A 26,327-nucleotide genomic window follows, 5' to 3' on the forward strand; every position below is an offset into this window, starting at 1 on the left:
ACAAAGGAGAAGTGGAAATGGAACAAATGACATTATTTGATGACAGGAAATTGACAGCCCCTCTGGCAAGCCGTCTGCGCCCGGATACGCTGGAATACTTTGTGGGACAGGAGCATTTACTTGGAAAGGGCAGGATGCTCAGACAGCTGATCGAGCGGGACCAGATCTCCTCCATGATCTTCTGGGGTCCTCCGGGTGTGGGAAAAACCACCCTTGCCAGTATCATCGCGGGACAGACGAAAGCGGATTTTATTAATTTCAGCGCTGTCACAAGCGGGATCAAGGAGATCAAGGAAGTCATGAACCAGGCGGAAAACAGCCGCCGTATGGGCATCCGCACGGTTCTCTTTGTAGATGAGATCCACCGTTTTAATAAGGCTCAGCAGGATGCCTTTCTTCCCTTTGTAGAAAGGGGCAGTATCATCCTGATCGGAGCTACCACGGAAAATCCCTCCTTTGAGGTCAATGCCGCTCTGCTCTCCCGCTGCCGTGTCTTTGTATTAAAGGCTCTGGAGGAAAAGGATCTGGTAAAGCTGCTTTATCATGCCCTAAAATCTCCTTCCGGCTTTGGAAATCAGAATGTTCAGATCACCCCAGAGCAGATACAGGCAGTCGCTGCGTTTGCAAACGGGGATGCGAGAACCGCACTCAATACCCTGGAGATGGCTGTGATCAATGGCGAGATCAGTTCCAGGGGAATCACCGTGACAAACGAAGGGCTGGCACAGTGTATCAGTAAGAAATCCCTGCTTTACGATAAAAACGGTGAGGAGCATTATAACCTGATCTCTGCCCTGCATAAATCCATGCGCAACAGTGATCCTGATGCCGCCATCTACTGGATGATACGTATGCTGGAGGGAGGGGAAACTCCTCTGTATATCGCAAGACGACTGATCCGCTTTGCAAGTGAGGATATCGGCATGGCAGACAGCCATGCGCTCCAGGTCGCCGTAGCGGCCTATCAGGCCTGCCATTTCCTGGGGATGCCTGAATGCGATGTGCATCTGACACATGCGGTAACCTACCTCTCACTCGCCCCCAAGTCCAATGCCCTGTACATGGCCTGTGAGGCCTGCAAAAAGGATGTCCGCGAGCAGAGGGCCGAACCGGTTCCGCTGCAGATACGCAATGCCCCTACACAGCTTATGAAAGAACTGGAATATGGGAGAGGGTATGAATACGCCCATGATACCGAAGAAAAGCTGACCCATATGCAGTGTATGCCGGAATCGTTAAAGGACAGAGAATATTATCACCCTACCGTGCAGGGCGAGGAAAAAAAGGCAAAAGAACGGCTGGAAGCGATACAGGAATGGAAACGAGGCACTCCTTGATTATAGCTTGATTTGAAATTGATTCTTCCCATCCTCATACAGGTATATGATCTCCCCGCCCAGTTTCTCCATAATCTTCCGTGCGATCGCAAGCCCCAGGCCGGTACCGCCGCGTGTGGTCCTGGCCTGATCCCCGCGGGTGAACGGATCAAACAGGACGGGCCGGATTTCCTCTGCGATGGCCTCTCCGTCATCCTGAACCTGAATCTCTATTCTTCCCTTAGCTTCCTTCACGGTCACCCAGGCGCCATGTCCGGTCTGATTATATTTCACGATATTTCCCAGCAGGTTCTCGATCACCCGGGTCAGTTCCTTTGGATCCACCTTTGCCCGGATCTGAGTCTCCGGGATTTCAATATGCATCTCGATCCCTCTGCTTTCCAGCTCTTCATAGTACTCCACACAGACTGTCCGCACCAGCTCACACAGATCCGTCTCTTTAAGTTCCAGTTCATATTCCGGATTGTCCAGCTTTAACATCAGAAACAGCTCATTTACAAGTACATCCACCCGGACGGCCTTTTTATCAATGATCTGATAATAGTCTTTGAAATCCTCTGCCTTTACCAGTCCCTCCTCCAACGCATTTGCATAGCTTTTGATCGTCGCCACCGGGGTCTTAATATCATGGGAAAGTTCCAGCAGCATCCGGTTCTTCTTCTCTTCCAGTACCCGTTTTTCCCTTTTTTCCTGTTCCAGACGTTCCGTCATAACATTAAAGCTGTCACGGATCTCCTCAAACTCCTTCTGTGCGTGGAAATCCAGATGTACCTGGTCTACTCCCTGCTCAATGACCTGCTCCATCCCGCCTATGATCTCATTCAAAGGCTTTTTGATCTTTCGTGACAGATAGCGGCTCATCAGGAAACAGTTTCCAAAGAAGATCAGGAGAAATATGGCCAGAAAAACCACTGCTATCCTGCCTCCCCCGACGTGATTATTCACCTGATAGCTGTAGGTCAGGCTTAACACATCCCGGTCAAGCTTCACAAAGTAGTAAAATGTCTTTCCATCTTCTTTTGCCGTATCCAAAAACCCGCGGTATTCTTTTGCAGAGGTATTGGTGTCCACCAGCTTGTCGATCACCAGATACTCGTAAATCTCCTCCTGCGTATAGGATCTGGCCTCATCCTTTTTCTCTCCATATACCGCCAGGACATGATACTCTGTATCCAGCTTTTCGATCCATCCCCCCATTCTCTCAAGTGATCTCAGGTCGCCCACGTTTCCCTTTTCGTCCACCAGTTCATAGGGCGCCAGTGATTCAATTTTCCCTCCGCTTAAACCGATCAGCAGACCAAACATGCAGACGTACATCCCAATTACAAGCAGGATGGAAAATAGAATATAGCTGCCCACCAGCTGTTTAAATACGCTGCCTGCCTTCTTCCCTTTTATTCTCATGCTTCCTTCTCCAGTTTATATCCCAGCCCCTTGACTGTTTTGATCTGCGGTGCCCCGCCAGGCGTTAGCTTGCTGCGCAGATTACTGATATGTACCATCACCGTATTGTCATCCCCGGCATAGGTTTCTTCCCACACCTGTTCAAAGATCTGCCGCTTCGTAAAAATCCGGCCCGGATGCTCCATAAAGAGTCTCAGGATCTTGAACTCCGTGGAGGTCAGCTCCACCGCCGTTTCATCTAAAGTAACCAGTCCTTCCGTCTTATGAAGCTTCAGCCCCTTGATCTGTAAAAGCTCATGCTCCCCCACTGCATCCTCCCGGTAATCATAATTGCGCCGAAGCTGTGCCTTGATCCGTGCTACCACCTCCAGCGGATTATAGGGCTTGGTGATATAGTCATCGGCACCCAGCTCCAGTCCCAGGATCTTATCATAATCTTCACTTTTTGCAGTCAGCATGATCGCAGGGATCTTACTTGTCTGTCTGATCCTGCGCAGGACTGCAAATCCATCCAGTCCCGGCATCATGATATCCAGCAGAGCCAGATGGATCTCCTCCTGCCGGAAGATCTCCATTGCCTCGATCCCGTCCTTCGCCTTTCTGATCCCGATCTGTTCCCGGCTTAAATATAATTCCAGTACATCTAAAAGCTCGGCCTCATCATCTGCCGCTAAAATCGTATACTCCATCCTTTTCCTCCCTGTCTTATGCACTCCTGCCTGTCGGATTCCGGTCAGGCTCACTCTCCGGCAGCATCATCCAGAAGCTCATCCAGGCTCTTAGAAAAATCTAAGTTCTTCTTCCAGTCCGGAGAGATCCGGTCTAAGATCATACACTTTGCCATTCCGGTGCGGTAATACTTCCCTCTTCCAGCGTCAAACCGATCCAGGGTGCCTATATACCGTTTCCGGTATTCCTGCCCGCCTTTCTGGATTTTCAGGACATTTGCCTCCACATAGTATGCAGTTCCCTCCATCAGCTCACAGCGCTCCTCCACTTGCACGGCCTCTTTTGACATCTCTGCCTTCCGCCGTTCTTCCAGCTTCCTATATTCTAATACCCCGCTCTTTATCTCGTCAATCCCGGCTTCCGACAATGCGGTCTTTTTCAGGAGCTTCATCTCCTGCTCCACTTTCTTTTTCATATCTGGATTTTTGTCCACTGCTCTTACCAGAACTGCATCTTCACCCATGGATTCTTCGTCCCCGGATTCTTCCTCAAGCTCCGCCGCCATCTCCTGAGGAGTCATCGTCTCTCCTAAGACAGCGTAATTGCTCATCTGCCATGCATGAAAGGTTTCATGCCAGATCGTTGCGATCTGCTCCTCTTTCTCATAACCGCTGCCTGATGCCAGTGTTTCCACACCTCCGGCAAGGGACAACAGCCCCTCTAACTGCTCCCGTGTCGGGACGATGACTTCGAAATGATCCTCCACCGGGTATGCTGTCCCGGCAAAGGTCTCCAGAACCGGAGCACGTTTTTCTATTTTTCCCTGATAAAAGACATAGTCTCTTTTCCCGTCATACATCGCAACCGGATAATCTGCCAGACGAAAATCCTGAAATCCTATCTGATCCACCTCTGTCTGCATTTCAAGTGCCGCCTCATAGATTTCCTTGTCTTCCTTACTGATCCCGGACGTCCCTGTCAGGATCCATCCTGCTAAAAGAGCCGCTCCTGCTGCCAGGGCAGCCGCCTTCCAGAGAATCCTTTTTCCAGATACCATATGTTTCTTCTTCACGGCTATGCCTCCCTTCTGTGGAACACATACAACATCACGGTACAGACATACAGCACCAAAAGCCCTCCCAGGATCTCATGTATCTGCACTGTTTTTCCTGACAGCAGACTGGCTGCCTGTGATTCAACTGCATACAAACTGGGTACTACAAATAAGATCCCATTGAGCAGCCCTCTGGCTGCTCCTGACACGATCCCGGATATGGTTTCCAGGATCGGATGCAGTGTCCCGATCAGCATGAAGGCGGTACAAATCACCCCTGCTGCCATTCCCGGAACTACCAGGCTGACTGCGCTGGTAAACAGACTCACTGCCGCTGTGCTGATTGCAAAGACTGCGAATGCAGGAAGGCCTTTTGTCAGCACTGCGAATTCACCTCTCACTGCTGCAAATACCATGACACCCGCATACAGGATGAACAGCGCTCCTACGGAGCTGATCACATTTGCCAGGGCCAGCTGTCCGTGATACTTCCACTGGCTCACACCCCGAATCCAGATCAGATGGCTGGTCCTTCGCTCGTATTCATTGGGAATCGTCCGCAGGCTGAGCGCGACTGCGATCCCTCCTCCGAGCACAGAGATCACATTCAGGACCAGCGGCATCAGCATCTCAAATTCCGTCACAGACACACCATTAATAGCCAGGGTTGCTGTACCACTCATACACATCGTAACGATCAGCATTCCGATCATGATCACCACGTAAATATCTTTTCTTCTGATCCTCTCTCTCAAAGCATTTTTCATGATTCCCATTTTATTTTCCTCCGATTTTCTCTACAAAGATTTCTTCCAGGCTTCTTACTTCTTTTTCCTTCTCCCATTCATAGAGCAGATCGCCCTTCTTGATAATGATGCCCCGGTCGCAGACGCGCTCGATATCGTTCAGGATGTGGGAGTTGATGATGATCGTACGCCCCTCCTCCTTTAAGCTTTGTATCGTCTGCATCATTTCCACCCGCCCCAGGGCATCCAGACCTGCCGCGGGCTCATCCAGGATCAACAGCTGGGGATCTCCCAGTAAAGCCTGTGCCAGTGCCAGACGCTGAAGCATTCCTTTGGAGTAATTTTTTACCTTCGTCTGATTATCCTCCAGCCCCGAGCGTTCCAGCAGCATCGGGATCTGCTCCCTTAACTCGTTTTTAGGAATCTTTTGCAGACCCCCGTAAAATTCCAGAACCTCCCTTGCATTTAAGAAAGGGTGAAAATACGGGGTTTCCGGGGAATACCCGATCCTGATCCCTTCCTGCTTCTTAACGGTTCCCCCATCCTTCGGGATCAGTCCCAAAATCATTTTGATCGTTGTCGTCTTTCCTGCACCGTTGCTTCCCAGAAGTGCAAATGCCTCCCCCTGGTGCACCGAAAAGCTCAATTCATTTACAACACACTGCTTTTGATATATTTTTTTCAGATGACTGCATGACAACATATTCATAAGTTTTCTCTCCTTTTCTTAAGATGTATTTATTGTAATAGGGGGACTTAAAGCCAAAATAAATCCAACCTTAAGACCGCCTTAAGATTCGCCTGTCCTCCCGTCTGACTCCCCTCACATCTTCCTTCTTCCGGCAATATACTATAAGGAAGAACAATAAAAGAGGCCGCCATGCAGACCGTTTCTACAAAAACACGGCAGGACACGATGTATTACCGCTCGATTCCTGTATTCACATATCAGATCGATTATCCGGCTTTTTCCATCCCGCTCCATCCTGATACCGAGAAAAAAGTCAATCAATATTATACCCTGCAGTCCCAAAAGACCGAACATTACTGCCACACCGTCCTGTTTCCCCAGGCCGTGGAAAGCGCCCGCTATATCCAGACTAACCGTCCCCCTTTCCACAGTTACCAGTTCCAGTCCATTTTTCAGGTTACTCTCAATCAGGACTGCATCGTAAGCCTGTATATGGACCAGTATGAATATATGGGAGGCGCTCACGGCTCCACCACGCGCCTGTCCGACACCTGGGATCTGTACGATGGTGTCAAGCTTTCCCTGGAACAGTTTTTTCCTTCTGACCCTGATTTTCCAGAGGATCTTTTTCAGAACATTGAGGCACAGATCGCAGAACGTTTAAAAGATTCTCCATCCTCCTATTTTAACGATTATGCCGTTTTGATCCGGGAAAATTTTCATCCCCAAAACTATTATCTGAAACCAGAAGGGATCGTGATCTATTACCAGCAGTATGATATTGCTCCTTATTCCACGGGAATTCCGACTTTTACCATACCTTTCCAGGAAAACTTTCCCACTTGTGTATAGAACATACGTTCTGTATAATAATTTCAAAGGATACTTAAGAACGTTCCGTTTTTCTGCCGTCCGGCTGGCAGGAACGAGAGGGCCGCGTCGTAAAGCCTGACAAAAATACAGCAAAGGAGGACTTTCTTATGGAGCCAGTTATTTATCATATCGATGTAAACAGTGCTTTTCTCTCCTGGGAAGCGGCTTACCGCATTCATCACCTGGGCGGGACGTTGGACCTTAGAGACATCCCCTCTGCGATTTCCGGGGATGCCGCCTTAAGACATGGGATTATTCTTGCAAAAAGCCTCCCTGCGAAAAGGTTTGGGATCCGCACCGGAGAGACGATTCCAGAAGCGATACAGAAATGTCCTTCCCTGTACATGGCTCCGCCTAATTATGGGCTGTACCAGAAATGCTCCGAGGCATTTCTTAAGATCCTTAAGGAATATACACCTATGGTAGAGCAGTACAGTATCGACGAGGCCTTCATGGATATGACCGAGACGCTCCACCTGTTCGGTACGCCCGTTGAAACCGCGCATCAGATTAAGAACCGCATCAGGGAGGAGCTGGGATTTACGGTAAATGTGGGGATCTCCTGCAATAAACTACTCGCGAAAATGGCCGGCGAATTAAAGAAACCAGACCGGGTCCATACGCTTTTTCCAGAAGAAATTCCAGAGAAAATGTGGCCGCTGCCTGTGTCGGATCTATTTTTCACAGGAAAGGCTGCAACGAAAAAGCTTTTGAATCTGGGGATCCATACGATCGGCGAGCTTGCCCAGAGTGACCCTAAACTTCTCTCTCTTCACTTAAAGAAGCATGGGGAAACGATCTGGGCTTTTGCCAACGGAATCGACTGTTCCTCTGTAGAGCCGGTCCCTCCGCCCCAGAAGGGATACGGCAATTCTACGACCATTGCGTTTGACGTATCAGATGCGGATACCGCCAGGCTGGTCCTTCTTGGGCTGGCGGAGACCGTGGGGACCCGGTTAAGGAAGGATCATGTTCAGGCAGAATTAATGTCCGTCGGGATCAAAAGCTGCGATTTGAGTTATGCCAGCCATCAGATGATCCTCAAAAATCCGACCAATATCACAACCGAGCTTTACCACTATGCCTGCCTGCTTTTCGACCGGCTCTGGGACAAGAAGACCCCAATCCGGCACCTGGGCATCCACACAGGGCGGCTGTCAGAAAATAACGGCCTGCGGCAGATGAATCTGTTTGACACGATAGACTTTGTAAAATTAGAACAATTAGATAAAACCGTAGATTCTATACGGAAAAGATATGGAATAGATGCAGTAAAAAGAGCTGCCTTTCTTGGTGTACCTCTTGACCATATGGAAGGAGGGGTATCCCGTGAGAAACGAACGGTAGACTATTCTTGTTTAGAAATCAAATAACAATGTAAAAGATTGGAGGTGTTTCATCATGGGTATGGGAATCGGAGTCAACGTCCATACGCCGGATGCCGGAAAAATCAGAGGACATCAGGAGCCCGTGGCCTGCGGGGTCTGGTACACAAGCACAGGAGACGCTGTGCCGAAGATGATAAAGTTTCAGGATGCAGATGGCAAGATCCGCACCCTGACTCATTTACATGTTACTGCCTGTGAAAAGAAAAATTACTGCGGCATTCCCACCATTGAATATGAATGTAATGCCGTGGTAAACTCACTAAAGTACTGCTTTTACCTGCTCTATTATGTAGAACATCAAAAATGGACGGTACTGTGGAAATCGGCAGAACCGCTTTAGAGATTAGATCGTAGTATAATAGTCAAAATACCACCCCTTATCCCCGCGCCTGACGCCAAATGCATTATGAGGGGAATTCTTCTGATTCTGCTCCACGGAATATAAAAACGGAAGGAGCTTTTTTACCTCAGCCGCTTTTTTGGCCCCCGCATACTCAGCCTGCCGGATCTCAAGCTCCTCCCAGAACTTAAAATTCAGGAAATAGAAATGCTCAAAATCGCTGGTATCATGCACATTCCTATTTTCAAAAGCCAGGGCATCATCCGCAAGATGTGCATATGGATTTTCAAAATTTTCATCATAATATCCTAAATCAATTCCACCCCTTGAAACCATAATAGGCGGTGCAAAAAAGAAGAGATACACAAGAGCAGCCAGTACAACTGCACCACCGATCAGTTTTCCTTTTTTTATCTTCATGTATGGCTCCTTTCAAAATCTTTTTCCACATACCAAAGAGTTCTTCCTGCTGTTTTTTTATTCCCTCTTAAGTTAAAAAAACACCTCATATGCCGGATATGCCTTATCAAAATGATATCCCAGTTTTTCAGCCAGCCTAAGTGATCCCCGATTATGTGCGTCCCAGCTGGGATACAGCCCGCGTTCCAGACATTCCAGGATCAGCTTTGCCCCACAGGCAAGAGCAAGCCCCTTCCTTCTTTCATCCTCCCGGGTATCGATCTCAATCTCGATTCCCTCCCGATACACGATATAAGACGAGGCTCCTGACACCAGCTCTCCATGTTTCAGGACTGCTGCTCCCAATCCGCGCCTTTTATAATCGTCATAATCCTCAAACTGGGAGCACAGATCCTGTGCCCATCCACTTGCCAATGCCTCATGGAAGATTTCCTCATCGATCATTCGGATCTCATAGGGTTCCCTGATCTCGTTCACAATGTGGGAAAGCTTTTCTCTGTCAAACAGATCGCCTTCCTTTTTTAATGCATAACGTTCCCTGCGCACAGCACAGCTGCCGAGGCACTTCTCGATCAACTCCGACCATGCTTCACTCTGAGGAACCAGAATGATAAACCCTTTTCCTTCCCATATCTGCTGGTCTTCAAGCAGTTCCCGGCATGCTCTTCCCGCCAGACAGCAGAAATCCCCCGTCAGGATCAGTGCAGATTCTACAGGAGAATCCCCGGACGCATAGGCTCTGCCCATACAGCCCTGAAGATAAGACCAGATAAAGGTCTCCTCCCAGCCTGCAAACAGCGGGGCGATAGACTGCCTGTCCTTAACCTCATAAACTCCCATCTTTAACCCCCTTAAAATATGTTTCAGCTTTCTCCCCGCTTAATGAAAAGCGTTTCTGTAATTTCTCCAGGATCTTCTCCCTGCTGTATCCTTCTTCGATGTAATCCAGGATGAAAGCCCGGATGCCCTGCTCGATCCCTTGTTCAATTCCCTGCTCAATTCCTTCTTGATATAAATCCTCCAATGCCTGACACATATCAATCCCTCCTGATTTCTGCTTTATTTCCTTAAGGCCGCGCTCTGAGCCTAGAATAGCCCTTACTGCGTTATAAGAATCTGTATCAATATTACTGAAATATTCCCGGTTAGAGTTTACATACTTCTTAAGTCCGCTCTTGCTTTTCCTATATTTTAGCATGCCAAAAACAATCTGTAAATCGGTTTGGAAACAGTTCAAATTTTCCAATTGCCTTGGATCGATCAGATTGATCCGGTAATTAGGAACATATTTCTTTAAAAGTTTATACTCCTCCCTGTCCATTCCCAGCAGGCCGTGTAATTCTTTTTTCCCATCCCACTCTTCTTCCCCATAGTAAAGGACAACCGTGATCACCGGATGCAGCAGATCGGATCTCTTAAGACCGGAAAGGAATTCTGCATTTCCTTTTAAGTCCTTCTTTTCTCTTCTCTCCTGCCGGATATTTAAGACCTGCTCTGCATAGGTGAGCGCATCATACAGCATCCCCCGTACCGGCATCGCATAGTGTACCTCTTCCTGATTTTCACATGCAAGAATAACAATGCGGGTCCCGTCCTCTGCCGACATTGCAATATCGCGATACCTTTGGATCGTGATCCTCCTGCCGTCAGAATTTTTAAGAACCATTCCCTGATCCGTATTCTCTACCCGCAGAGTTTCCGGTGAGAATACTTTTCTCCCCTGAAACATAGACCCATTGATCAGATCCGTAAAACGCTCCTTATCAGAAAGCCAGCGTTTCATATAAATATCATTTTTCCCCATATTCAATTTTCTCCTTGTCAGATGATTTACCTTATTGCACACTAATAGCTCAATAAGTAAATGAATTGTATCTGTTCCGTACAGGATTGCACATTTACTGCACAGTCCGTGTAAAAGCATTAAACAGATACTATAATTTTACAATTTGCCCGACAAGTTCACTCTCTCAATACGCATCCCCCGCTTTACAAACTTACAAATCAGCATACTATCAGTTACAAACTACCGTTTCTTTTTCCAAACATTGAATATTCAGGCGAATCAGCCCTCAGGAATGAAATCTAAGATTCCATTGTGATTAGATACCAAGAATGTTTGAAATGCACCCTTATGATTTCCAGGTGATTCCACTTTATCATACAAAAACCTTTTCCACAAGCAAGAAAGAACATTTCATAAAACTTTCATAACTATTCAGCCATGCGGTAATAAATAGAGAATCTGTGTGTGGGAGCTTGCTCACTAAACACAGATTCTTTATTTATTGCCATACGGCGTTTAGCCGAAGCGAGATGCAGCGGCTCTGCCGCGGAATCGAGCTTGCATGGCTGAATTGTTACTTCCCCCAGCATGCGGTAATAATTTGACTATCGTCTCCGGCGGTATATCTCATTTAATTTTTCATACAGCGGCGCCAGCTTCCCGTAAATATTCTGGAAGACCTCCCGGTACAGCTCCTCATAGATCCTGTGCTGGTCCATATCCGGTTCAAACACATCCTTTAGATGTACCATGGCCTTCTGTGCCTCCTCGTAATCTCGAAACTCTCCCAGCCCCACAAATGCCGCCATCGCACTCCCCATCCCTGTGGCCTCATAGGTGTCCGTCCGTTTCACAGGAATGCCAAACATATCAGCGGTGATCTGACAGATCTCATCACTCTGGGAACCGCCGCCTCCGAGGCGGATCTCCTCAAATACATGCCCGGAACGTTTTTCCAAAAGCCGCATCCCATCCATCAGAGCGAAATTGATTCCTTCAATGATCGCGCGGTAGAGATGGATTCTTGTATGCTGGTCTGAAAATCCGATAATCGAGCCTTTTGCCACAGGCATCGTCACATTTGGGGTGAAATAGGGCTGAAACAACAGGCCGTCACATCCTGCGGGAATCTCCTTGAGCCGTCGGTTCAACAGCTCTTCCGCGGAGACACCAAGCTGTTTGGCCTGCTCCACTTCTTTTTCCGCAAATTCCTTCTTAAACCAGGAAATCAGCCAATACCCTCTGTAGATCTCGATCTCAGGATTAAACCAGCCGGGGATCACAGAAGGATAGGGCGGGATGAATCTTTCCGGCTCCAGATACCTCTCTGTATTAAAGGTGATCGTCGCTGTCGTTCCCAGGCCGATCGCTGCCTTTTCCTTAGAAGTGCATCCTAATCCCAGAATTTCGCATGCTTTATCCGAACCGGATGCCAGAACAGGCAGTCCCTCTTTTAGTCCGGTATCCTCTGCGGCCTGCGCCGTGATGTATCCGAGCACCTCCCCGGATTCCCGCACCTCACAGAGTTTTTGGGACTCCACATCAAACACCGGGCGGGTCAGTGCCCCTTTCTTCTGCCAGCTCCTGCTCTGACTGTCTATGGGCAGGCGTCCTACCAGTGCAGCTGCTGCATCCGCCATGTTTCCCGTCAGTTGATACGTCAGATAACCGCTTAGCAGCAGATATTTATGCGTCTTTTCCCATATCTGTGGTTCCTTCTGCATGATCCAGTTGCAGTGGGACTTTTGAAACTGGAGCTTTGCTGTCTCCTCCATCCCCACTGCCTTAAACATCATCCTGGTAACCTGAGAAAGTCTTGGACCGCCCTCGGCCTTCCGCTTATCCAGCCAGACGATGGCAGGGCGCAGCGGCCGGCCTTTCTCATCCACACAGACAACGGTGTCCCGTATGGTGGTGATCGAAACTGCCTCGATCCGCTCCCACACCCCCTTTTCTTTCACAGCCTCCTTTAATTCCCTGGCTGCACCGCAGATATGTTCATAATAGAACAATGCCTCCTGCTCCGCCCAGTCAGGCTGTCTGGAAACATAGGCCGGCTCATGCTTTCGCTGCCCCTTTCCTAAGATCCTGCCCCGGTTATTGATCAGCAATGCACGGGAACTCTGCGTTCCCACATCAAAGGTCAGGACAATCCTCTCCCTTTCTTCATTCATGGCATTTCCTCCCTATAGATCTGCAGTTCTTACCCTCCAAAGTATTTTGCATCATATGCCCTGACGGGCAGGTCGAAAACCGTGCTGTCAAGCAGGGTATCACAAGGCCATCCCTTTACTGAATATCCTCTCTTAAAAACCGCTTTTCCTCTTCTTTCAGATCTAATCCCAGCGTTCCGCCCGGATTCATGTTATATCCCGGGTCGAAATAATTTTTCAGGGCACGGATCATTCCATATTCATTTCTGCCGATCTGCCCCTCCAGCCAAGGTGCGAACATTTTGCCGATTCCATGGTGATGGCTTAAGGCAGCCCCGGATTTCTGGATGGCATCCAGGATCGTGCTGTGATACTTCTTAAATTCTTCCGCATCATCCATTCTCGTAATAAAGATAAAATACAGATTGGCTCCCTGGGGATAGCAGTGTGACATATGAGTCGTCACGATCGTATTGGGCAGGGCGTGGCAGACTCTGCGCACCTCCTCATGTACCTTTCCCATATTAGACCAGTTGACCGTACACTCCAGTGTATCTGTCATCACTCCGAAATCCAGCATTGTGTCTCTGAGATAAGGGTCTGTAAAACGTCCTTTTTCCCAGCTTTTTGTAACAAAGGAGGTCAGACTCATCCCGCCGTGTTCTTTCGCGATCCTGCGGATATTTTTGGCAATATTTTCGGAAAATCCCTTTTCTCCATCCGTAAATCCCAGGAAAAGGCATCTCTCCATATCCATATACCCTCTCGCATCCAAAAGCTTCCACAGAGGTGTTTCATCCACATTATAAAGCCGCAGCATCAGATCCGTCTCCTCCGGATCTGACAATCGAAATACAGAAGCAAATCCGGCTTCACACTGCATCATCTCCCGTGCAGCCTCCTGTGCAGTCTTCCAGTCCTTAAATATGTAGGAGAATCTTTTTCTATTTTCCGGCATATAGCGGAACACCTTTAATGTGACCTCTGTCAGCACACCGAACGTTCCTTCACTCCCCATCATGATCTGATTTAAGTTCGGCCCCGTCGCCTCCCTCGGATAATGGCTGGTCTGGATATTTCCGATCGGAGTCGCATACTTCTGGGACATCACAATATCCGTAATACAGCCATAATAAGTACTGTTCTGTCCTGCCCCCCGGGTCACAACCCAGCCGCCCACACTGCTGTACTCAAAGGACTGTGGAAAATGTCCGCATGTATAGGCACGTTTTGCCCACATCAGCTTCGGCGCATGGTTTAAGGCACGCTCCAGCTTCGGCCCGGACATGCCGCTCTGTACAGTGATCGTCTGATCGGTCTCATTAAAGGAAACGATCTTATTGTAACGTTTGCGCATATCCAGAGAGATCCCGCCCTTTACCGGCTCCACACCCCTGGTCACGCTGCTTCCGCCGCCATATACATAAAGCGGGATCCCGAATTTTGTGCAATAGGTCACGATCTCCTCGATCTGTTTCGTGGTTCCCGGATAGACCACCACATCCGGCAGATTCTCGATGATCCTCTGGCGCAGCCTTGCCGCATCATATCCGGTCTTCCCATAAGCTACTGCAAGTCTGGGATAATCCTCTGTCGTCACAAATTCCTCCCCCACGATCTTTTTCAGTGCCTCGATATGTTCCTCTGCCAGATTACAGGGTGCATCCAGCTTCACAGGATCCATCCCGATATCCCCGTCATAGGAACGGAAATCGTCGTCCGTCATGTTGAACTTTTCCTTCATCAGTTTGTACAGCGACTCTTTTGGATATTTCACATACTCCGGGTCTCCCCATCGGAAAATCGAACGGTAGCTGTCCTTTGGCGCAGGTGTCTTCACCCAGTTTGGTTCAAAATCTTTATATGGCTTATTACTCATCGTCTATGCTCTCCCTTCTTCCCATTCTTTCAGAATGTCACTCGTAACGATCACATCCACGTTAAGGCCAAGGACATTTTCTATCACCACGTCACCGGTACTTAAAATGTGATCCACTGTTACCTCATTGATCTGTTTCATAACATCGAAGATCCGCTCCCTGGGGATCTCTGATGCAGTCCGGACCGGAATGACCGGCATCTCCGGATAGATCGTCCTCACAGTGGAACAGATCGTGCGCATCGGATGTGTCATTTCCTCTATGGCAAACGTTACCCCTCGCCTGCACTGATTTCCGCTCACTTCCCACTGCCCGTCCTTTTCCTCCACCTTAAGGCTGCATCCATTGGGGCAGACAATACAAGTTAACTCCTTCAAATGTCTCCCTCCCTTTTTATCAAAACCTCAACCTGGCCTGCCGCATGTAACCCGAAGGACGTGCAGTCTAATTCCAGCCGTTCCATTTCAGGCGGCTTTAGGTTTCTGTATTTCTTATGAAATACGTCCTTCCCATCCACCCTAAAATAAAGTGTTCCCTGCTTCAATATTTCTCTGCTGCGAAAATAAAATACGACCTTGTCTGTTCTCCCTGACAGTTTAAGCTTCTGGGGGACCAGATACTGCAGCGAAGCGTCGGCCTGTAAGGTAATTTCCCTATCCGAAGTTTCCCCTTTCTTCCCGCCACCGCTTCCAAACCTTGATTCTGCATACTCTGCCGCTGCTGCGCCGGAAAGCTCCCCGCTCTCCGATACATAGTCCACCAGATCATTGACGTGCAGGGCGTTTCCACAGGAAAAGATCCCTTCCACCTCTGTCATAAACCTCTGATCACACACGGGACCTTTTGTTTTAGGATCCAGACGGACCCCCAGCTTTTCTGCCATCTCATTTTCCGGTATCAGGCCGACCGACAAAATTAATGTATCGCATGCAATCTTTTTTTTCGTGGATTCAATTGGTCTCATCTGCTCATCCACTTCCGCGATCTCCACGGCAGTAAGCCTCTGGTCACCAAACACCCGGGTGACCGTATGGGACAGATGAAGAGGAATATGATAGTCATCCAGACACTGCACAATGTTGCGGGTCAGGCCGGACGGTGTGGGTTTCACTTCGTAGACACCTGACACCTCTGCCCCTTCCAGTGTAAGCCTTCTCGCCATGATCAGCCCGATGTCTCCGCTGCCCAGGATCACGCACTTTCCCGCAGGCATTTTCCCCTGCAGATTCACGAAATGCTGTGCCGTCCCTGCCGTCAGAACCCCCGCCGGGCGCGTGCCATGGATCTGTACCTGTTTTGCCGTCCTCTCCCTGCATCCGGTGGCAAGCACCAATGCCTTTGTCTCATACTCCTGAACACCTTCCCGGTTCACTGCCGTCAGTACGAAACCGCGGTCTGTCTTCTTCATGTCCGTGACAAAGGTCAGCAGACTAAAGTTGATCCTTCGTTCCCTGAATTCCCGGATAAAACGTTCTACATATTCCGGTCCCGACAGCTTTTCTCCAAACCGGATTAATCCGAATCCGTCATGGATACACTGCTTTAAAATACCGCCCAGACGGGCCTCCCGCTCAATCAGGAGTACCTCCGCCCCGCGCTTATCCGCAGAAATGGCCGCTGCCAGGCCTGCCGGACCGCCTCCGATCACAATGACATCATATCTGCTCATTTGATCCCCTCCTTGTCCGCGCATTTTGTATCACCAAACAAAATTTCCGACCCTTCACCGGCCTTTAACACCTTTTCTTCGGGCACCTGCAGGAATTCACTGATGATCTTTGTCACAAGAGGCATACAAAAACCTCCCTGACATCTTCCCATTCCGGGACGCACCCTCTTTTTGATCCCGTCAATGGTGGGCACACAGATCGGAGAATTCAGTGCATCCAGGATCTCTCCTTTACTGATCTCTTCGCATCTGCAGACGATCTCTCCATAATCGGGATTCTCCCTGATCAGACGGTTTCTTTCTTCTTTCGAAAGTCGGTTCAAGACCGGAGGTGCTTTTCTGACCGGGTTAAATGCCGTATTTCTTTCCGGCTTTTTCTCCTTTGACAGTTCCGAAATAACCATCTTTTCAATATCCAGTGCAATGGCCGGCGCCGTAGTAAGCCCCGGAGACTGGATCCCTGCACAGTGGATCAGATTCTTCGTTTTCCGTCCCTTTTCCACGATAAAATCCTCTTCGAACGTTGCCGGTCTGACTCCTGTAAAATATGTAATGATATCTTTCTCATTCAACGCCCCTGCGGTCAGCTTCTGTTTTGCAAACACCGTATCGATACTGCTCTTTAACGTCTCGAAATTCTCCTTTTCGTAAGTCTCCACAGCATTCGGTCCCACAAGCAGATTGTCATGGACCGTATGCAGAATCCCTCCGCCCTTGGTATGATTCTTATTCTTCTTTAAAGTCTTGATGGAAGCGATCCCTTTTACAAGGCTGCCGGACTTCTTATCCAGGATAGAATTCGTCCCTCTTCTTGGATGGATGGAATAAAAACGGTCTCCTGCCATTTTTGCCACATCCTCCGCAAATACTCCCGCTGCGTTGACCACGATCCTCGGGTAAATCGTTCCTCTGTTTGTCTTGACCGAACAGATTCTTCCATTCTTGACCTCCATGCCAAGAACCGCCGTATTTAAAGACACCTTTACACCGTTTTCCACGGCGTTTTCTCCATAGGCGATGGTAAGTCCGTAGGGACAGACACAGCCTGCCGACGGATTAAACATGGCAAACTGAAACTCAGGATTCAGATTCGGCTCTCTTTTGAGCAGCTCTTCCCTTTTCAATATCCGCGTATCCGTCACCCGGCAGATATGCTTCCGCTGCCACACATATGCCCAGATGACCGGGTACACCCATTTGTCCGTAAAACCGACATACTGTCCACACCGTTTAAAGGGAACACTTAACTCTCTGCAGACACGGTCAAACATCCGGTTTCCTAAAAGGACATAGTGCTGCTTTAAACTCCCTGTATTCAGATCCACCCCCGGATGGACCTCCCCGTCGTTCCTGCCGGACGCCTGCACCGCAAGATCCGGTTCCTTGTCCACCAGAAGGATATCCAGCTTCCATTTAGAAAGCTCCCTGGCGATACTTGCCCCGGAGATTCCGCCCCCGATGATCAGGACATCCGGAGCCGCATTTTCAAGCGCATCGTCCTGAAGCTGTGGTATGCGCATTTTCGGGATCCTGACACCATCCAGACGGATATCGTTTACCACATGCATACCGGACTTTTTATCCACGCACATGGTACATGCGGCGACAATCTTATCCCAGCTGTCTAAATGACCGGAAACAACGATGCTCCTGTCCTTCACGCGGACAGAAACGGTAGGACCGAAGCGTTTCACAAGCTTCTTCTGAAGTGACTTCACATTCATCCAATACCTTCTTTCCCCAATAAGATATACAGAATCTATTTTCTCAATATTTAAACCATATGTGTATTATACGCCAAGTTATCAGACATTACCACCTTATTATCAAAACTTTTAGTAGACAATTCTATACGCTAACGACGAAAAACCTGTCCTGTCGGAAATAATTTTATGGCGGCTTATGTGGGGATCGTGGCTTTGTCAGGATTCCTGTATGTTGCCATTTGCGATATACAGTACGAAGAATTAAAAGACAGTTGGACATTTACAAGATAAAAGATTAGAAGGATATTTACTTCATAGCTCTATAACTAAAAAACAGCCCGCAGACATATCATGTTTGCGAGCTGTTCTTGATATAGCCGAAAGACCATTTTACTTATGGAACATAGACCAGTATCCCTGGATAAAGATGAACAGGACGATGACAGGAAGAACATAGCTGACATACAGTCTTGCCCATTTAGGGAACTTAAGCCCTTCTCCGGTGTTGGCTTCCTTGGTGAAATTTTTCCAGCCCCAGCCGATCTTACTGGTGCAGAATAAAAGATAGACCAGGCTGCCGATTGGGAGGAGGTTATTACTTACAAGGAAATCCTCCAGATCCAAAATGTTCTTTCCCGCTCCGAGCGGCTGGAAACCGCTCCACAGGTTAAACCCTAAGATACAGGGAAGCGACAGAAGAATGATCGCTATCAGGTTCACCAATACTGCCTTTTTTCTGCTGCATCCGGTCAGGTCCATAGCAAAGGAGAGGATGTTTTCGAATACTGCGATGATCGTGGACGCAGCTGCGAAGAACATACACAGGAAGAATAAAGTTCCCCAGATTCTTCCCCCTCCCATGGAATTAAAGATATTGGGCAGAGTGATGAAGATCAGGCTCGGTCCGCTGTCCGGATTCACGCCGAACGCAAAGCAGGCCGGAAAGATGATCATCCCTGCCACCAGTGCCACACAGGTGTCGAGCACGGTCACACATACCGCTTCCCCTGTCAGAGTACGTTTCTTATCGATATAGCTTCCAAAGATAGCGATAGCGCCGATCCCCAGGCTCAAGGTGAAGAATGCCTGTCCCATAGCTGCAAATACAACATCAAATATTCCCGCTTCTTTTACCTTTGAAAAATCTGGAAACAGGTAAAACCGAAGTCCCTCTCCTGCCCCCTCCAGGGTTGCGGAACGGACAGCCAGCACGATCATCAGAGCCAGCAGCAGAAGCATCATGACCTTTGTGATCTTCTCAACTCCCTTTTGAAGTCCCTGGCTGCAGATCCCGAAGCAAAGCGCCACCACAATGACCATGCAGACAGTCATCAGGACAGGCTGTGCTGTCAATGCGCCGAATTCACCTGCTATCTCTTCTGCGTTCAGACCCTCAAATTTACCACCGGCCATTTTTACAAAGTATAACAGCATCCATCCTCCAATGGTCGTGTAGAACATCATAAGAAGGTAGTTTCCTGCCATTGCACCATATTTATACCAGTGCCACTTCGTGCCTTTAGACTCTAATCGGTCAAAGGACAGCGCTGCACTTACCTGGCTCGCACGTCCCACCGAAAACTCCATGACCATGATCGGAAGCCCCAATACCAAAAGAAAAAATAAATAGATCAGCACGAATGCCGCCCCTCCGTACAGCCCTGTGATATAGGGAAACCTCCATACATTCCCAAGCCCAATGGCACATCCTGCCGAAATCAGGATAAACCCAAGCCTGGAACCAAACTTTTCTCTTTTCATACCTCTAGAATCCTCTCTTTATCTCTTGACTTTTAAACGGCGGCCGATAACTCTCAATATATCTGTGTACTTTTTTGCTTTTCCACTGCACAAGAACAAATTCAGCCGCTAAGAAGTATCTTACGTCATTGTCATTTTTCTGTCAAGCAAAATGCATCCATGGCGCTGACTGCCATGTCCTTACTGTATGCTCTTATAATGATATAAAAACAAAAAAATCCCAGGCGGCTGATAGGCATACCAACTCACCCAGGATCTCCTTTCTTAACTTTTTATTCTCACTCCACATCCAGTGATCTCTTTTTAGTGATCGTTACCTGCTCATCGTAGCAGCCAAATATCTCATCGACCTTTTCCCTCTGTACCTTCGGTGTCACCAGACTTACTGCCGGAACAATGACAAGCCCTGCGATCATGGCAATCGCACCTGCATTGATCGGCGAACTGATGTAGCCCAGGAACATATTCGAAACTGTGATTCCAACCCCTGTGATAAAGCTTGCCCATACAGCTGCGCGGGTCACTCCTTTCCAGTACAAGCCGTATAAAAACGGTGCCAGAAATGCCCCTGCCAGAGCGCCCCAGGATATCCCCATAAGCTGCGCGATAAAGGTCGGCGGATTCAAGGCGATCACAACAGACACCACAATAAAGAATACGATCAAAAGCTGCATTGTAATGACCTGTTTTTTTTCACTCATCTCTTTTAGCACATTATCTTTCAACAGATCCAGTGTCATCGTGGAGCTGGAAGTCAGCACCAGAGAGGACAGCGTGGACATGGACGCTGACAGCACCAGTACCACCACGATCCCGATGAGGATATCCGGCAGCGTTGAGAGCATAAACGGTACAATACTGTCATATATCACTGCTTTTGTTGCCTCGTCATGGATGGCCGGACTGTCAAACAGTCTCCCGAAACCACCGAGAAAATAGGATCCTCCCGCAACCACCACTGCAAAAAGAGTAGAGATTACGGTTCCCGTATTGATCGCCTTCTCATCCTTGATCGCATAGAATTTATTGATCATCTGCGGCAGGCCCCAGGTCCCCAGAGAAGTCAGGATCACAACGCCCAGAAGATTCAAAGGATCAGGACCGAAAAAGGAGGTAAATGCCCCTGGCTGCCCCTGTGTCAGCGGCACATCACTCGGGATCTGGGCCATCGTCTGGACCGCCTGGAGAAATCCTCCTTTTCCGCTCAGTACTGCCCCGATCACCACCACGATCCCAATCAGCATGATGATCCCCTGTATAAAATCATTGATCGCCGTCGCCATGTATCCTCCAAGAATCACATATACTGCCGTAAAGGCTGCCATTACGATCACACAGTATGTGTACGGCACATTGAACGCCATCCCAAACAGCCTGGATAAACCATTATATACAGAAGCCGTATAAGGGATCAGGAACACAAATACGATTACTGACGCCGTAATTTTTAAGTACTTACACCCATAACGTGCCCCAAAAAAGTCCGGCATCGTCTTGGAATGTAAGTGCTGTGTCATGACTTTTGTCCTGCGCCCAAGCACTACCCAGGCCAGCAGGCTTCCGATCACGGCATTCCCGATCCCGATCCATGTAGATGCAATTCCATACTTCCACCCAAACTGTCCGGCGTATCCGACAAACACCACCGCAGAAAAGTAAGAAGTCCCATATGCGAAAGCTGTCAGCCATGGTCCGACCGAACGTCCTCCGAGGACGAACCCGTCAACACTCCTCGTATGCCGTCTCGAATAAAGGCCGACCCCCACCATAACAGCAAAAAATACAACCAATAAAAGCAACTTGATCCCCATCTTCGTCCTCATCTCCTTCTACTAATTTTTTCATCTTAAAAACCACGCCTCTAAGCAAAAATCCCGCACCCTATTCTATGTACTGTGCAATGAATCCTCTGTTCAGCCTTGGTTTTTACTAATTCACTTTAAAGCGTTGCGCTTTAAAGCGTAAAAGTATACTAACACACATACCCATCACTTGTCAATCCTTTAACAGGATAAAATTTTCTGATATCTCCTTCCCGGAAATAAAAACAGACCGGAAGTCCGCGGTATCAATACTGGCTTATCTAACAGCCATGTACCAATCCACCAAACTTCCGGCCTGCATTTTTATGTACAGCTTCCTACTTCATCTGCTCTACTCTGTCCTGGATGGTCTTATTAAAATTCTCGATCTTCCTGCAGTATGGTTCATTCATATACTTAGAATTCAGCATAAAGTCTGCTGTAGCAAGGTTATTCGCAATCGGAATGTCATAGACAACCGCGATCCTGAGCAGCGCCTTAACATCCGGATCATGAGGCTGTGCCTCAAGCGGATCCCATAAGAAGATCATGAAATCGATCTGTCCCTCTACGATCTTCGCGCCGATCTGCTGGTCACCGCCCAGGGGACCGCTGCAATAGCCCTTTACAGGAAGTCCTGTGCGCTCCGAGATCAGCTTTGCAGTCGTTCCTGTTCCGCATAAAAAATGTCCCTTTAATACATCTTTATTCTTATCACACCAGTCCACCAGCTCCTTCTTCTTGCCATCATGTGCTACCAGTGCGATATGCTTTGCTTTGCCAATCTCAAGTGTTACATAATTGTCGTCCAACATCTTTTTTCCTCCCATAGTTCTGACTCATGTACTGTCTGGCATTTACTGCCTGAATGTATCATCCTGATCTACCCGATCTGTTCCATCGTGTTGAAACGGATCGATGCCAATAGCCCGATGACTACTGTTACTATCATACTATAAATGAGGATAATTGGAAAGACCAAATCCGCATTGACCACAAATCCTATCCCGATAGCAATACCTGCACCGAGCCCTAAGATCATCATCTGAATGAGGGCCCTCACCATATTCTGTCCCGTCTTTCCAAGGGAATCCCCTAGGATACACTGGGACACCACCCGCGTATACATTCTGTTCGCCTGCAGCACCGTATATGTCAAAACCGCAAGAACGATCTGAACCGGGCTGATCCCCCATGCGATCCCAAGCGGAATACAGAAAATGCATCCATCCACAAAAGCCTTCAGGTGCTCCATCAGAGTCGCATACCACAATTTTTTCACGGGACTGTCTGGTATCAAAAACAAATACGGATTTGCCAGCTCTTTCTCCCACTTTCCCAGGTAGCCGGAAAAAATCAAAGTAATATACAGAATCATCCCCGCCAGAAACATCTGTGGCACTCCTGATTCCCTCACATTATCAGCCATTGTTTTCGCTAAGATCAGAGCGATTCCAAGCAGCAGAAGTGTCATTTTAGAAAAGATAAAATATTTCTCCTTTTTATACTCTAAAAGCTGCCTGTAAAAAATTGCTTTTGCGCCGGTCGCTTTGAAAGATTCGTTGACATTGCGGAACTTACGCTTGTTCTTTCCGATTCCCGTCACCATCTCGCCGTTGGACTTACGTTTCCTCATTTCGGCATAATCATCTGCGAACTTTGCGGCATCCTCATAGTAGCCGCCGTCGGTCTTCGTCCGCCATGCCGCCAGGAACATCCCCGCCACTGTGATCAGGTATAAGATCGTACAGATGATATTCAAAAGCTCTGGTCCCAGAAGAACAAGCCGGTATGCTGCAATATTCCAGCCTACAAAAGGAATCATCTGTAACCCCGGCCAGTCAATGAAAGACGACGCAGATTCCAGCGTAATCCCATACTTCTTAAAATACAGAATAATAAAGACAGTCACACCAATCAGAAATACCTTGATCGCTCTGCCTATCCATGTAATGACCTTCTGCGGAATCCTGTCATTTGTATAAAGGATTACCATCACGCTGACTTCCATGCTGATTTCCAAAACAGTCGCAATCAGAAACAAAAGGAGCACCCGCCATGGTGCCACACCAAACACGGTCAGTCCTGCTATGGCAAACAAAATACCGATCGCTGCCGACAGCAGATAATTCATCCAGGCGCTGTGCAGAAGGATTACCTTTGGGCTGATCGGTGCCGGAAAGATAAAATGGGCATCTGAAGTTTTAAAAATAATCCCTTTTCTGGATGCATAGCTTGCAAAATTGGAAAGGAATATATATAACGTCCAGATGGTGATAACGACGACCAGCCCTTTGGGAGAATCAAAATGAATCTGTACCGCAACCCCTCCCAATGTAACCACAATAAAAATCCCATATAATATGCAGAATATAATAAGGATCAGGCTTGCGGGCTTCTTCACTGCCCTTTTCAGGTTATTGATAAATCTGCGTTTCGTCACATATAATAATGCATTCATCTATGACTCACCATCCGTTTCCCAGCCGCCTGTCATCTCAAAGAACAGGTCATCTAAATCCTTCTCGCCGACCTCTGATTTATTGTAAGAACCAATGATATGACTTTTCTCCATCACGAACATTACGTCCCACAGATTCTCCACCATCTCAAGCATATGCGTACTGATCAGCACCGTCACTCCCTGGTCACGAAGCTCAAGCACGACCTCCTTTAACTCCTTGATCGCCTTCGGGTCCAGACCGACCATCGGCTCATCTAAAAGGATGACCTTTGGTTTAATTGCAAGGGCACAGCAGATACTGACCTTCTGCATCATCCCCTTTGACAGCTCATTGCCCAGCTTTTCCTGCTTATCAGCCAGATCGAACCGGGCAAGCAGTGCCTCGATCTCCTCATCCGTAACATCGCTGTTATAAGCCCGGCGGACATACTCGATATGTTCCCTCACGGTCAGTGCCTCGAACATGGCCGGAATCTCCGGAACATAGGCAAAAAGACGTTTCGCTTCCAATGTCTTGGCATCGATCCCCTGGATCCCGATCCTTCCGGTATAGCGAAGCAGTCCTGCAATGCTTTTGATAATCGTAGATTTCCCCGCCCCATTGGGCCCCAGTAGAACGCCCACCTGGCCATCCGGGATAAAAAAGTTCACCTTGTCCACCGCAAGGTACTTACCATATGATTTACTTAGGTCTTGAATTTCCAGCATGATTCCCCTCCTGCATATATGTAGTAAACTTCAGTTAATATTGATTCTTGTATTACTTTCTTAATACAAGAATACAGGTTATTCATTTTCTTGTCAATACTATCTTATTGGATTTAACATTCTTATTGGATTATACCATTTTAAGAAAGACTTTCAGAGCCAAATGGCTCCGAAAGTCTTTCTTCTCTACCTCTTAACAGTTAAACTTAATCTCTTACCAATACAATTAGCGGATCGATCAGCAGCCACCCAGAATCTTTTGGATCTTCAGTCGGTCCCCATCCGGCATAGACATAACATTTTCCGTCATGATAGTATAAACCTCCCGGATGAATATTGGATGTAAATTCTCCGTTCTTTATATCATCCGAAGTAACAAACTCTTTTGCATCCAATTCCAATACTTCCTGATATCCTGTGTTGATTACCTGCTGCATATTATGGCAGTCGGTGCTTTTCACTGTCTTATCTTTCCTAACCCAGTACCAACGGTTATTATCTCTATAAATTCCTGCCGGTATAAAAATATCCACTGGTTTACTGCTGTCTGCATTATGTGCTTTTTCTTTTAATTCATCAAAAGTCGGTGATCCTTCGTGGAATATCACTTCATCCGTGATCTCTATATAACCCTGCTCCTTATTTATATCCGGTTCCTCTGGCGGAACCGGGTTATCTGGGTTGTCCGGATGATCTGGATTCTCGGGATTATCCGGGTCGACCGGCGGGTTATCCGGGTCAATCGGCGGATTATCCGGATCTACCGGAGGGTTATCCGGATCAATCGGCGGATTATCTGGCTCCTCCGGTGTCCCTCCCGGTCCTGAAATGGTTGGCGAGTTATAGCATTCGATCGTCTTCGTCACCGTACAGGTGTATTGATATTTTTCATTGCGAACCTTCAGCGTAACGTCTACAAGGGGTAGCAGATTCCCTGTTTTTCCCTTCACGGTATCGAATCTTAACTCCTGGACGTAATAATTCATGTACATATTTTTCGAATATTTCCAGTCAACCGCATCGTAGAGGTTATCATCTCCGGCTAGATTCTTCACTTCATAATAATGGATATTGAGTTCTTTTGTGGATGCATCCCCCGGAGTGCTCTCTATGGCACTGATCTTGATATGACTTCCGGTTCTGTCATATAGCTCGATCTCAGTATTGTCTGCGCTGATAATCACATGGTCCAGATTTTCCGTTCCCTTCGTGTGATCCGGTATATTGCGGTCCTGTGCACCGGATATTTCTCCAGAAATTTTGTCCATGAGCGTATCCGTAAGCTGCTCGGCATGCTCGATCGTTTTGAGTTTGTCATAGGACTTTCCCCAGGACAACAGCATCGTACAGGCCATCGTAAAAAGAATCCCGGTCAGAATAATCGTGACTACCATCTCGACCATTGTAAACCCTTTATTCGATTGTAAGTTTTCACGTATCCTGATCATCCACTTTTTCATCTAATCTCCACCATCG

General features: G+C 47.9%; 23 protein-coding genes. 4 read left to right on the plus strand and 19 right to left on the minus strand.

Translation table 11 applies throughout. The annotated features are described in order from the left end of the window. The first annotated feature begins 17 nt into the window (after nt 1-17). On the plus strand, nt 18-1,337 hold the full coding sequence (locus AC4OGX_RS09480) for a replication-associated recombination protein A (protein ID WP_493330073.1): 1,320 nt from the start codon (nt 18-20) through the stop codon (nt 1,335-1,337). Here the strand turns inward: AC4OGX_RS09480 and AC4OGX_RS09485 are convergent, their stop codons facing one another. Genes AC4OGX_RS09485 through AC4OGX_RS09505 form a run of 5 tightly spaced genes read right to left on the minus strand, consistent with a single transcriptional unit; the run spans nt 1,338 to nt 5,919 of the window. Further along, nucleotides 1,338-2,741, minus strand: coding sequence for an ATP-binding protein (locus AC4OGX_RS09485; RefSeq protein WP_493330075.1), 1,404 nt, complete (start codon nt 2,739-2,741; stop codon nt 1,338-1,340). Continuing rightward, on the minus strand, nt 2,738-3,430 hold the full coding sequence (locus AC4OGX_RS09490) for a response regulator transcription factor (protein WP_493330076.1): 693 nt from the start codon (nt 3,428-3,430) through the stop codon (nt 2,738-2,740). The genes AC4OGX_RS09485 and AC4OGX_RS09490 overlap by 4 nt, the downstream gene beginning before the upstream one ends. Before the next feature lie 50 nt (nt 3,431-3,480). Then, nucleotides 3,481-4,482 carry a hypothetical protein gene (locus tag AC4OGX_RS09495; protein ID WP_493330078.1) on the minus strand — a complete coding sequence of 334 codons (1,002 nt, stop codon included), beginning with the start codon at nt 4,480-4,482 and terminating at the stop codon, nt 3,481-3,483. A 2-nt stretch (nt 4,483-4,484) separates the two neighbouring features. Beyond that, nucleotides 4,485-5,240 (minus strand): ABC transporter permease, encoded by a 756-nt coding sequence (locus tag AC4OGX_RS09500; RefSeq protein WP_493330080.1) that lies wholly within the window; start codon nt 5,238-5,240, stop codon nt 4,485-4,487. 1 nt (nt 5,241) lies between these two features. Continuing rightward, nucleotides 5,242-5,919: an ABC transporter ATP-binding protein gene (locus AC4OGX_RS09505; protein ID WP_493330081.1), complete on the minus strand. Its 678-nt coding sequence runs from the start codon at nt 5,917-5,919 to the stop codon at nt 5,242-5,244. 171 nt (nt 5,920-6,090) lie between these two features. On the opposite strand from AC4OGX_RS09505, the gene AC4OGX_RS09510 reads away from it, so the two are divergent. The 3 genes from AC4OGX_RS09510 (at nt 6,091) to AC4OGX_RS09520 (ending at nt 8,502) form a co-directional block, all read left to right on the plus strand. Beyond that, nucleotides 6,091-6,753 carry a DUF3298 and DUF4163 domain-containing protein gene (locus tag AC4OGX_RS09510; RefSeq protein ID WP_493330083.1) on the plus strand — a complete coding sequence of 221 codons (663 nt, stop codon included), beginning with the start codon at nt 6,091-6,093 and terminating at the stop codon, nt 6,751-6,753. Nucleotides 6,754-6,881: 128 nt separating this feature from the next. Next, nucleotides 6,882-8,147, plus strand: a complete 1,266-nt coding sequence (locus AC4OGX_RS09515) for a DNA polymerase Y family protein (RefSeq protein WP_493330084.1) — start codon at nt 6,882-6,884, stop codon at nt 8,145-8,147. 28 nt (nt 8,148-8,175) lie between these two features. Further along, complete coding sequence (locus tag AC4OGX_RS09520) at nt 8,176-8,502, plus strand: hypothetical protein (RefSeq protein WP_493330086.1); 327 nt, start codon at nt 8,176-8,178, stop codon at nt 8,500-8,502. 3 nt (nt 8,503-8,505) lie between these two features. Here AC4OGX_RS09520 and AC4OGX_RS09525 read toward each other — a convergent pair whose 3' ends face one another. From AC4OGX_RS09525 to AC4OGX_RS09590, 14 genes are all read right to left on the minus strand, one after another. Continuing rightward, entirely contained in the window at nt 8,506-8,922 is a 417-nt protein-coding gene (locus AC4OGX_RS09525) for a hypothetical protein (protein ID WP_493330087.1), read from the minus strand. Between the two features lie 72 nt (nt 8,923-8,994). Further along, nucleotides 8,995-9,762 carry a GNAT family N-acetyltransferase gene (locus AC4OGX_RS09530; RefSeq protein ID WP_493330088.1) on the minus strand — a complete coding sequence of 256 codons (768 nt, stop codon included), beginning with the start codon at nt 9,760-9,762 and terminating at the stop codon, nt 8,995-8,997. Next, on the minus strand, nt 9,749-10,726 hold the full coding sequence (locus AC4OGX_RS09535) for an RpnC/YadD family protein (protein WP_493330089.1): 978 nt from the start codon (nt 10,724-10,726) through the stop codon (nt 9,749-9,751). The genes AC4OGX_RS09530 and AC4OGX_RS09535 overlap by 14 nt, the downstream gene beginning before the upstream one ends. 587 nt (nt 10,727-11,313) lie before the next feature. Beyond that, nucleotides 11,314-12,882, minus strand: coding sequence for an FGGY-family carbohydrate kinase (locus AC4OGX_RS09540; protein WP_493330091.1), 1,569 nt, complete (start codon nt 12,880-12,882; stop codon nt 11,314-11,316). A gap of 115 nt (nt 12,883-12,997) precedes the next feature. Further along, complete coding sequence (locus AC4OGX_RS09545; protein WP_493330093.1) at nt 12,998-14,740, minus strand: FAD-binding oxidoreductase; 1,743 nt, start codon at nt 14,738-14,740, stop codon at nt 12,998-13,000. A 3-nt stretch (nt 14,741-14,743) separates the two neighbouring features. Beyond that, nucleotides 14,744-15,118 carry a DUF1667 domain-containing protein gene (locus tag AC4OGX_RS09550; RefSeq protein WP_493330095.1) on the minus strand — a complete coding sequence of 125 codons (375 nt, stop codon included), beginning with the start codon at nt 15,116-15,118 and terminating at the stop codon, nt 14,744-14,746. After that, nucleotides 15,115-16,410 (minus strand): NAD(P)/FAD-dependent oxidoreductase, encoded by a 1,296-nt coding sequence (locus tag AC4OGX_RS09555; RefSeq protein ID WP_493330097.1) that lies wholly within the window; start codon nt 16,408-16,410, stop codon nt 15,115-15,117. Before AC4OGX_RS09555 ends, AC4OGX_RS09550 begins: the two co-directional genes overlap by 4 nt. Beyond that, nucleotides 16,407-18,134, minus strand: a complete 1,728-nt coding sequence (locus AC4OGX_RS09560) for an NAD(P)/FAD-dependent oxidoreductase (RefSeq protein ID WP_493330098.1) — start codon at nt 18,132-18,134, stop codon at nt 16,407-16,409. Before AC4OGX_RS09560 ends, AC4OGX_RS09555 begins: the two co-directional genes overlap by 4 nt. Before the next feature lie 372 nt (nt 18,135-18,506). Continuing rightward, on the minus strand, nt 18,507-19,877 hold the full coding sequence (locus AC4OGX_RS09565; RefSeq protein ID WP_493330100.1) for a sodium-dependent transporter: 1,371 nt from the start codon (nt 19,875-19,877) through the stop codon (nt 18,507-18,509). Between the two features lie 278 nt (nt 19,878-20,155). After that, nucleotides 20,156-21,688: a sodium:solute symporter family transporter gene (locus tag AC4OGX_RS09570; protein WP_493330101.1), complete on the minus strand. Its 1,533-nt coding sequence runs from the start codon at nt 21,686-21,688 to the stop codon at nt 20,156-20,158. 329 nt (nt 21,689-22,017) lie between these two features. Further along, on the minus strand, nt 22,018-22,494 hold the full coding sequence (locus tag AC4OGX_RS09575; protein WP_493330102.1) for a methylglyoxal synthase: 477 nt from the start codon (nt 22,492-22,494) through the stop codon (nt 22,018-22,020). A gap of 68 nt (nt 22,495-22,562) precedes the next feature. Then, nucleotides 22,563-24,140, minus strand: coding sequence for a putative ABC exporter domain-containing protein (locus tag AC4OGX_RS09580; protein WP_493330104.1), 1,578 nt, complete (start codon nt 24,138-24,140; stop codon nt 22,563-22,565). Next, complete coding sequence (locus tag AC4OGX_RS09585) at nt 24,141-24,851, minus strand: ABC transporter ATP-binding protein (RefSeq protein WP_493330106.1); 711 nt, start codon at nt 24,849-24,851, stop codon at nt 24,141-24,143. 206 nt (nt 24,852-25,057) lie between these two features. Next, nucleotides 25,058-26,311, minus strand: a complete 1,254-nt coding sequence (locus tag AC4OGX_RS09590; RefSeq protein WP_493330108.1) for a pilus assembly FimT family protein — start codon at nt 26,309-26,311, stop codon at nt 25,058-25,060. Nucleotides 26,312-26,327: the final 16 nt, after the last annotated feature.

The sequence above is a fragment of the Faecalicatena sp. genome (assembly GCF_058819085.1).

Bases quoted from the DNA above. Each gene is read 5' to 3' on its own strand.
- AC4OGX_RS09480 (WP_493330073.1), top strand. From the start codon at position 18: ATGGAACAAATGACATTATTTGATGACAGGAAATTGACAGCCCCTCTG.
- AC4OGX_RS09485 (WP_493330075.1), bottom strand. From the start codon at position 2,741: ATGAGAATAAAAGGGAAGAAGGCAGGCAGCGTATTTAAACAGCTGGTG.
- AC4OGX_RS09490 (WP_493330076.1), bottom strand. From the start codon at position 3,430: ATGGAGTATACGATTTTAGCGGCAGATGATGAGGCCGAGCTTTTAGAT.
- AC4OGX_RS09500 (WP_493330080.1), bottom strand. From the start codon at position 5,240: ATGGGAATCATGAAAAATGCTTTGAGAGAGAGGATCAGAAGAAAAGAT.
- AC4OGX_RS09505 (WP_493330081.1), bottom strand. From the start codon at position 5,919: ATGAATATGTTGTCATGCAGTCATCTGAAAAAAATATATCAAAAGCAG.
- AC4OGX_RS09510 (WP_493330083.1), top strand. From the start codon at position 6,091: ATGCAGACCGTTTCTACAAAAACACGGCAGGACACGATGTATTACCGC.
- AC4OGX_RS09515 (WP_493330084.1), top strand. From the start codon at position 6,882: ATGGAGCCAGTTATTTATCATATCGATGTAAACAGTGCTTTTCTCTCC.
- AC4OGX_RS09520 (WP_493330086.1), top strand. From the start codon at position 8,176: ATGGGTATGGGAATCGGAGTCAACGTCCATACGCCGGATGCCGGAAAA.
- AC4OGX_RS09525 (WP_493330087.1), bottom strand. From the start codon at position 8,922: ATGAAGATAAAAAAAGGAAAACTGATCGGTGGTGCAGTTGTACTGGCT.
- AC4OGX_RS09530 (WP_493330088.1), bottom strand. From the start codon at position 9,762: ATGGGAGTTTATGAGGTTAAGGACAGGCAGTCTATCGCCCCGCTGTTT.
- AC4OGX_RS09535 (WP_493330089.1), bottom strand. From the start codon at position 10,726: ATGGGGAAAAATGATATTTATATGAAACGCTGGCTTTCTGATAAGGAG.
- AC4OGX_RS09540 (WP_493330091.1), bottom strand. From the start codon at position 12,882: ATGAATGAAGAAAGGGAGAGGATTGTCCTGACCTTTGATGTGGGAACG.
- AC4OGX_RS09545 (WP_493330093.1), bottom strand. From the start codon at position 14,740: ATGAGTAATAAGCCATATAAAGATTTTGAACCAAACTGGGTGAAGACA.
- AC4OGX_RS09555 (WP_493330097.1), bottom strand. From the start codon at position 16,410: ATGAGCAGATATGATGTCATTGTGATCGGAGGCGGTCCGGCAGGCCTG.
- AC4OGX_RS09560 (WP_493330098.1), bottom strand. From the start codon at position 18,134: ATGAATGTGAAGTCACTTCAGAAGAAGCTTGTGAAACGCTTCGGTCCT.
- AC4OGX_RS09565 (WP_493330100.1), bottom strand. From the start codon at position 19,877: ATGAAAAGAGAAAAGTTTGGTTCCAGGCTTGGGTTTATCCTGATTTCG.
- AC4OGX_RS09570 (WP_493330101.1), bottom strand. From the start codon at position 21,688: ATGGGGATCAAGTTGCTTTTATTGGTTGTATTTTTTGCTGTTATGGTG.
- AC4OGX_RS09575 (WP_493330102.1), bottom strand. From the start codon at position 22,494: ATGTTGGACGACAATTATGTAACACTTGAGATTGGCAAAGCAAAGCAT.
- AC4OGX_RS09580 (WP_493330104.1), bottom strand. From the start codon at position 24,140: ATGAATGCATTATTATATGTGACGAAACGCAGATTTATCAATAACCTG.
- AC4OGX_RS09585 (WP_493330106.1), bottom strand. From the start codon at position 24,851: ATGCTGGAAATTCAAGACCTAAGTAAATCATATGGTAAGTACCTTGCG.
- AC4OGX_RS09590 (WP_493330108.1), bottom strand. From the start codon at position 26,311: ATGAAAAAGTGGATGATCAGGATACGTGAAAACTTACAATCGAATAAA.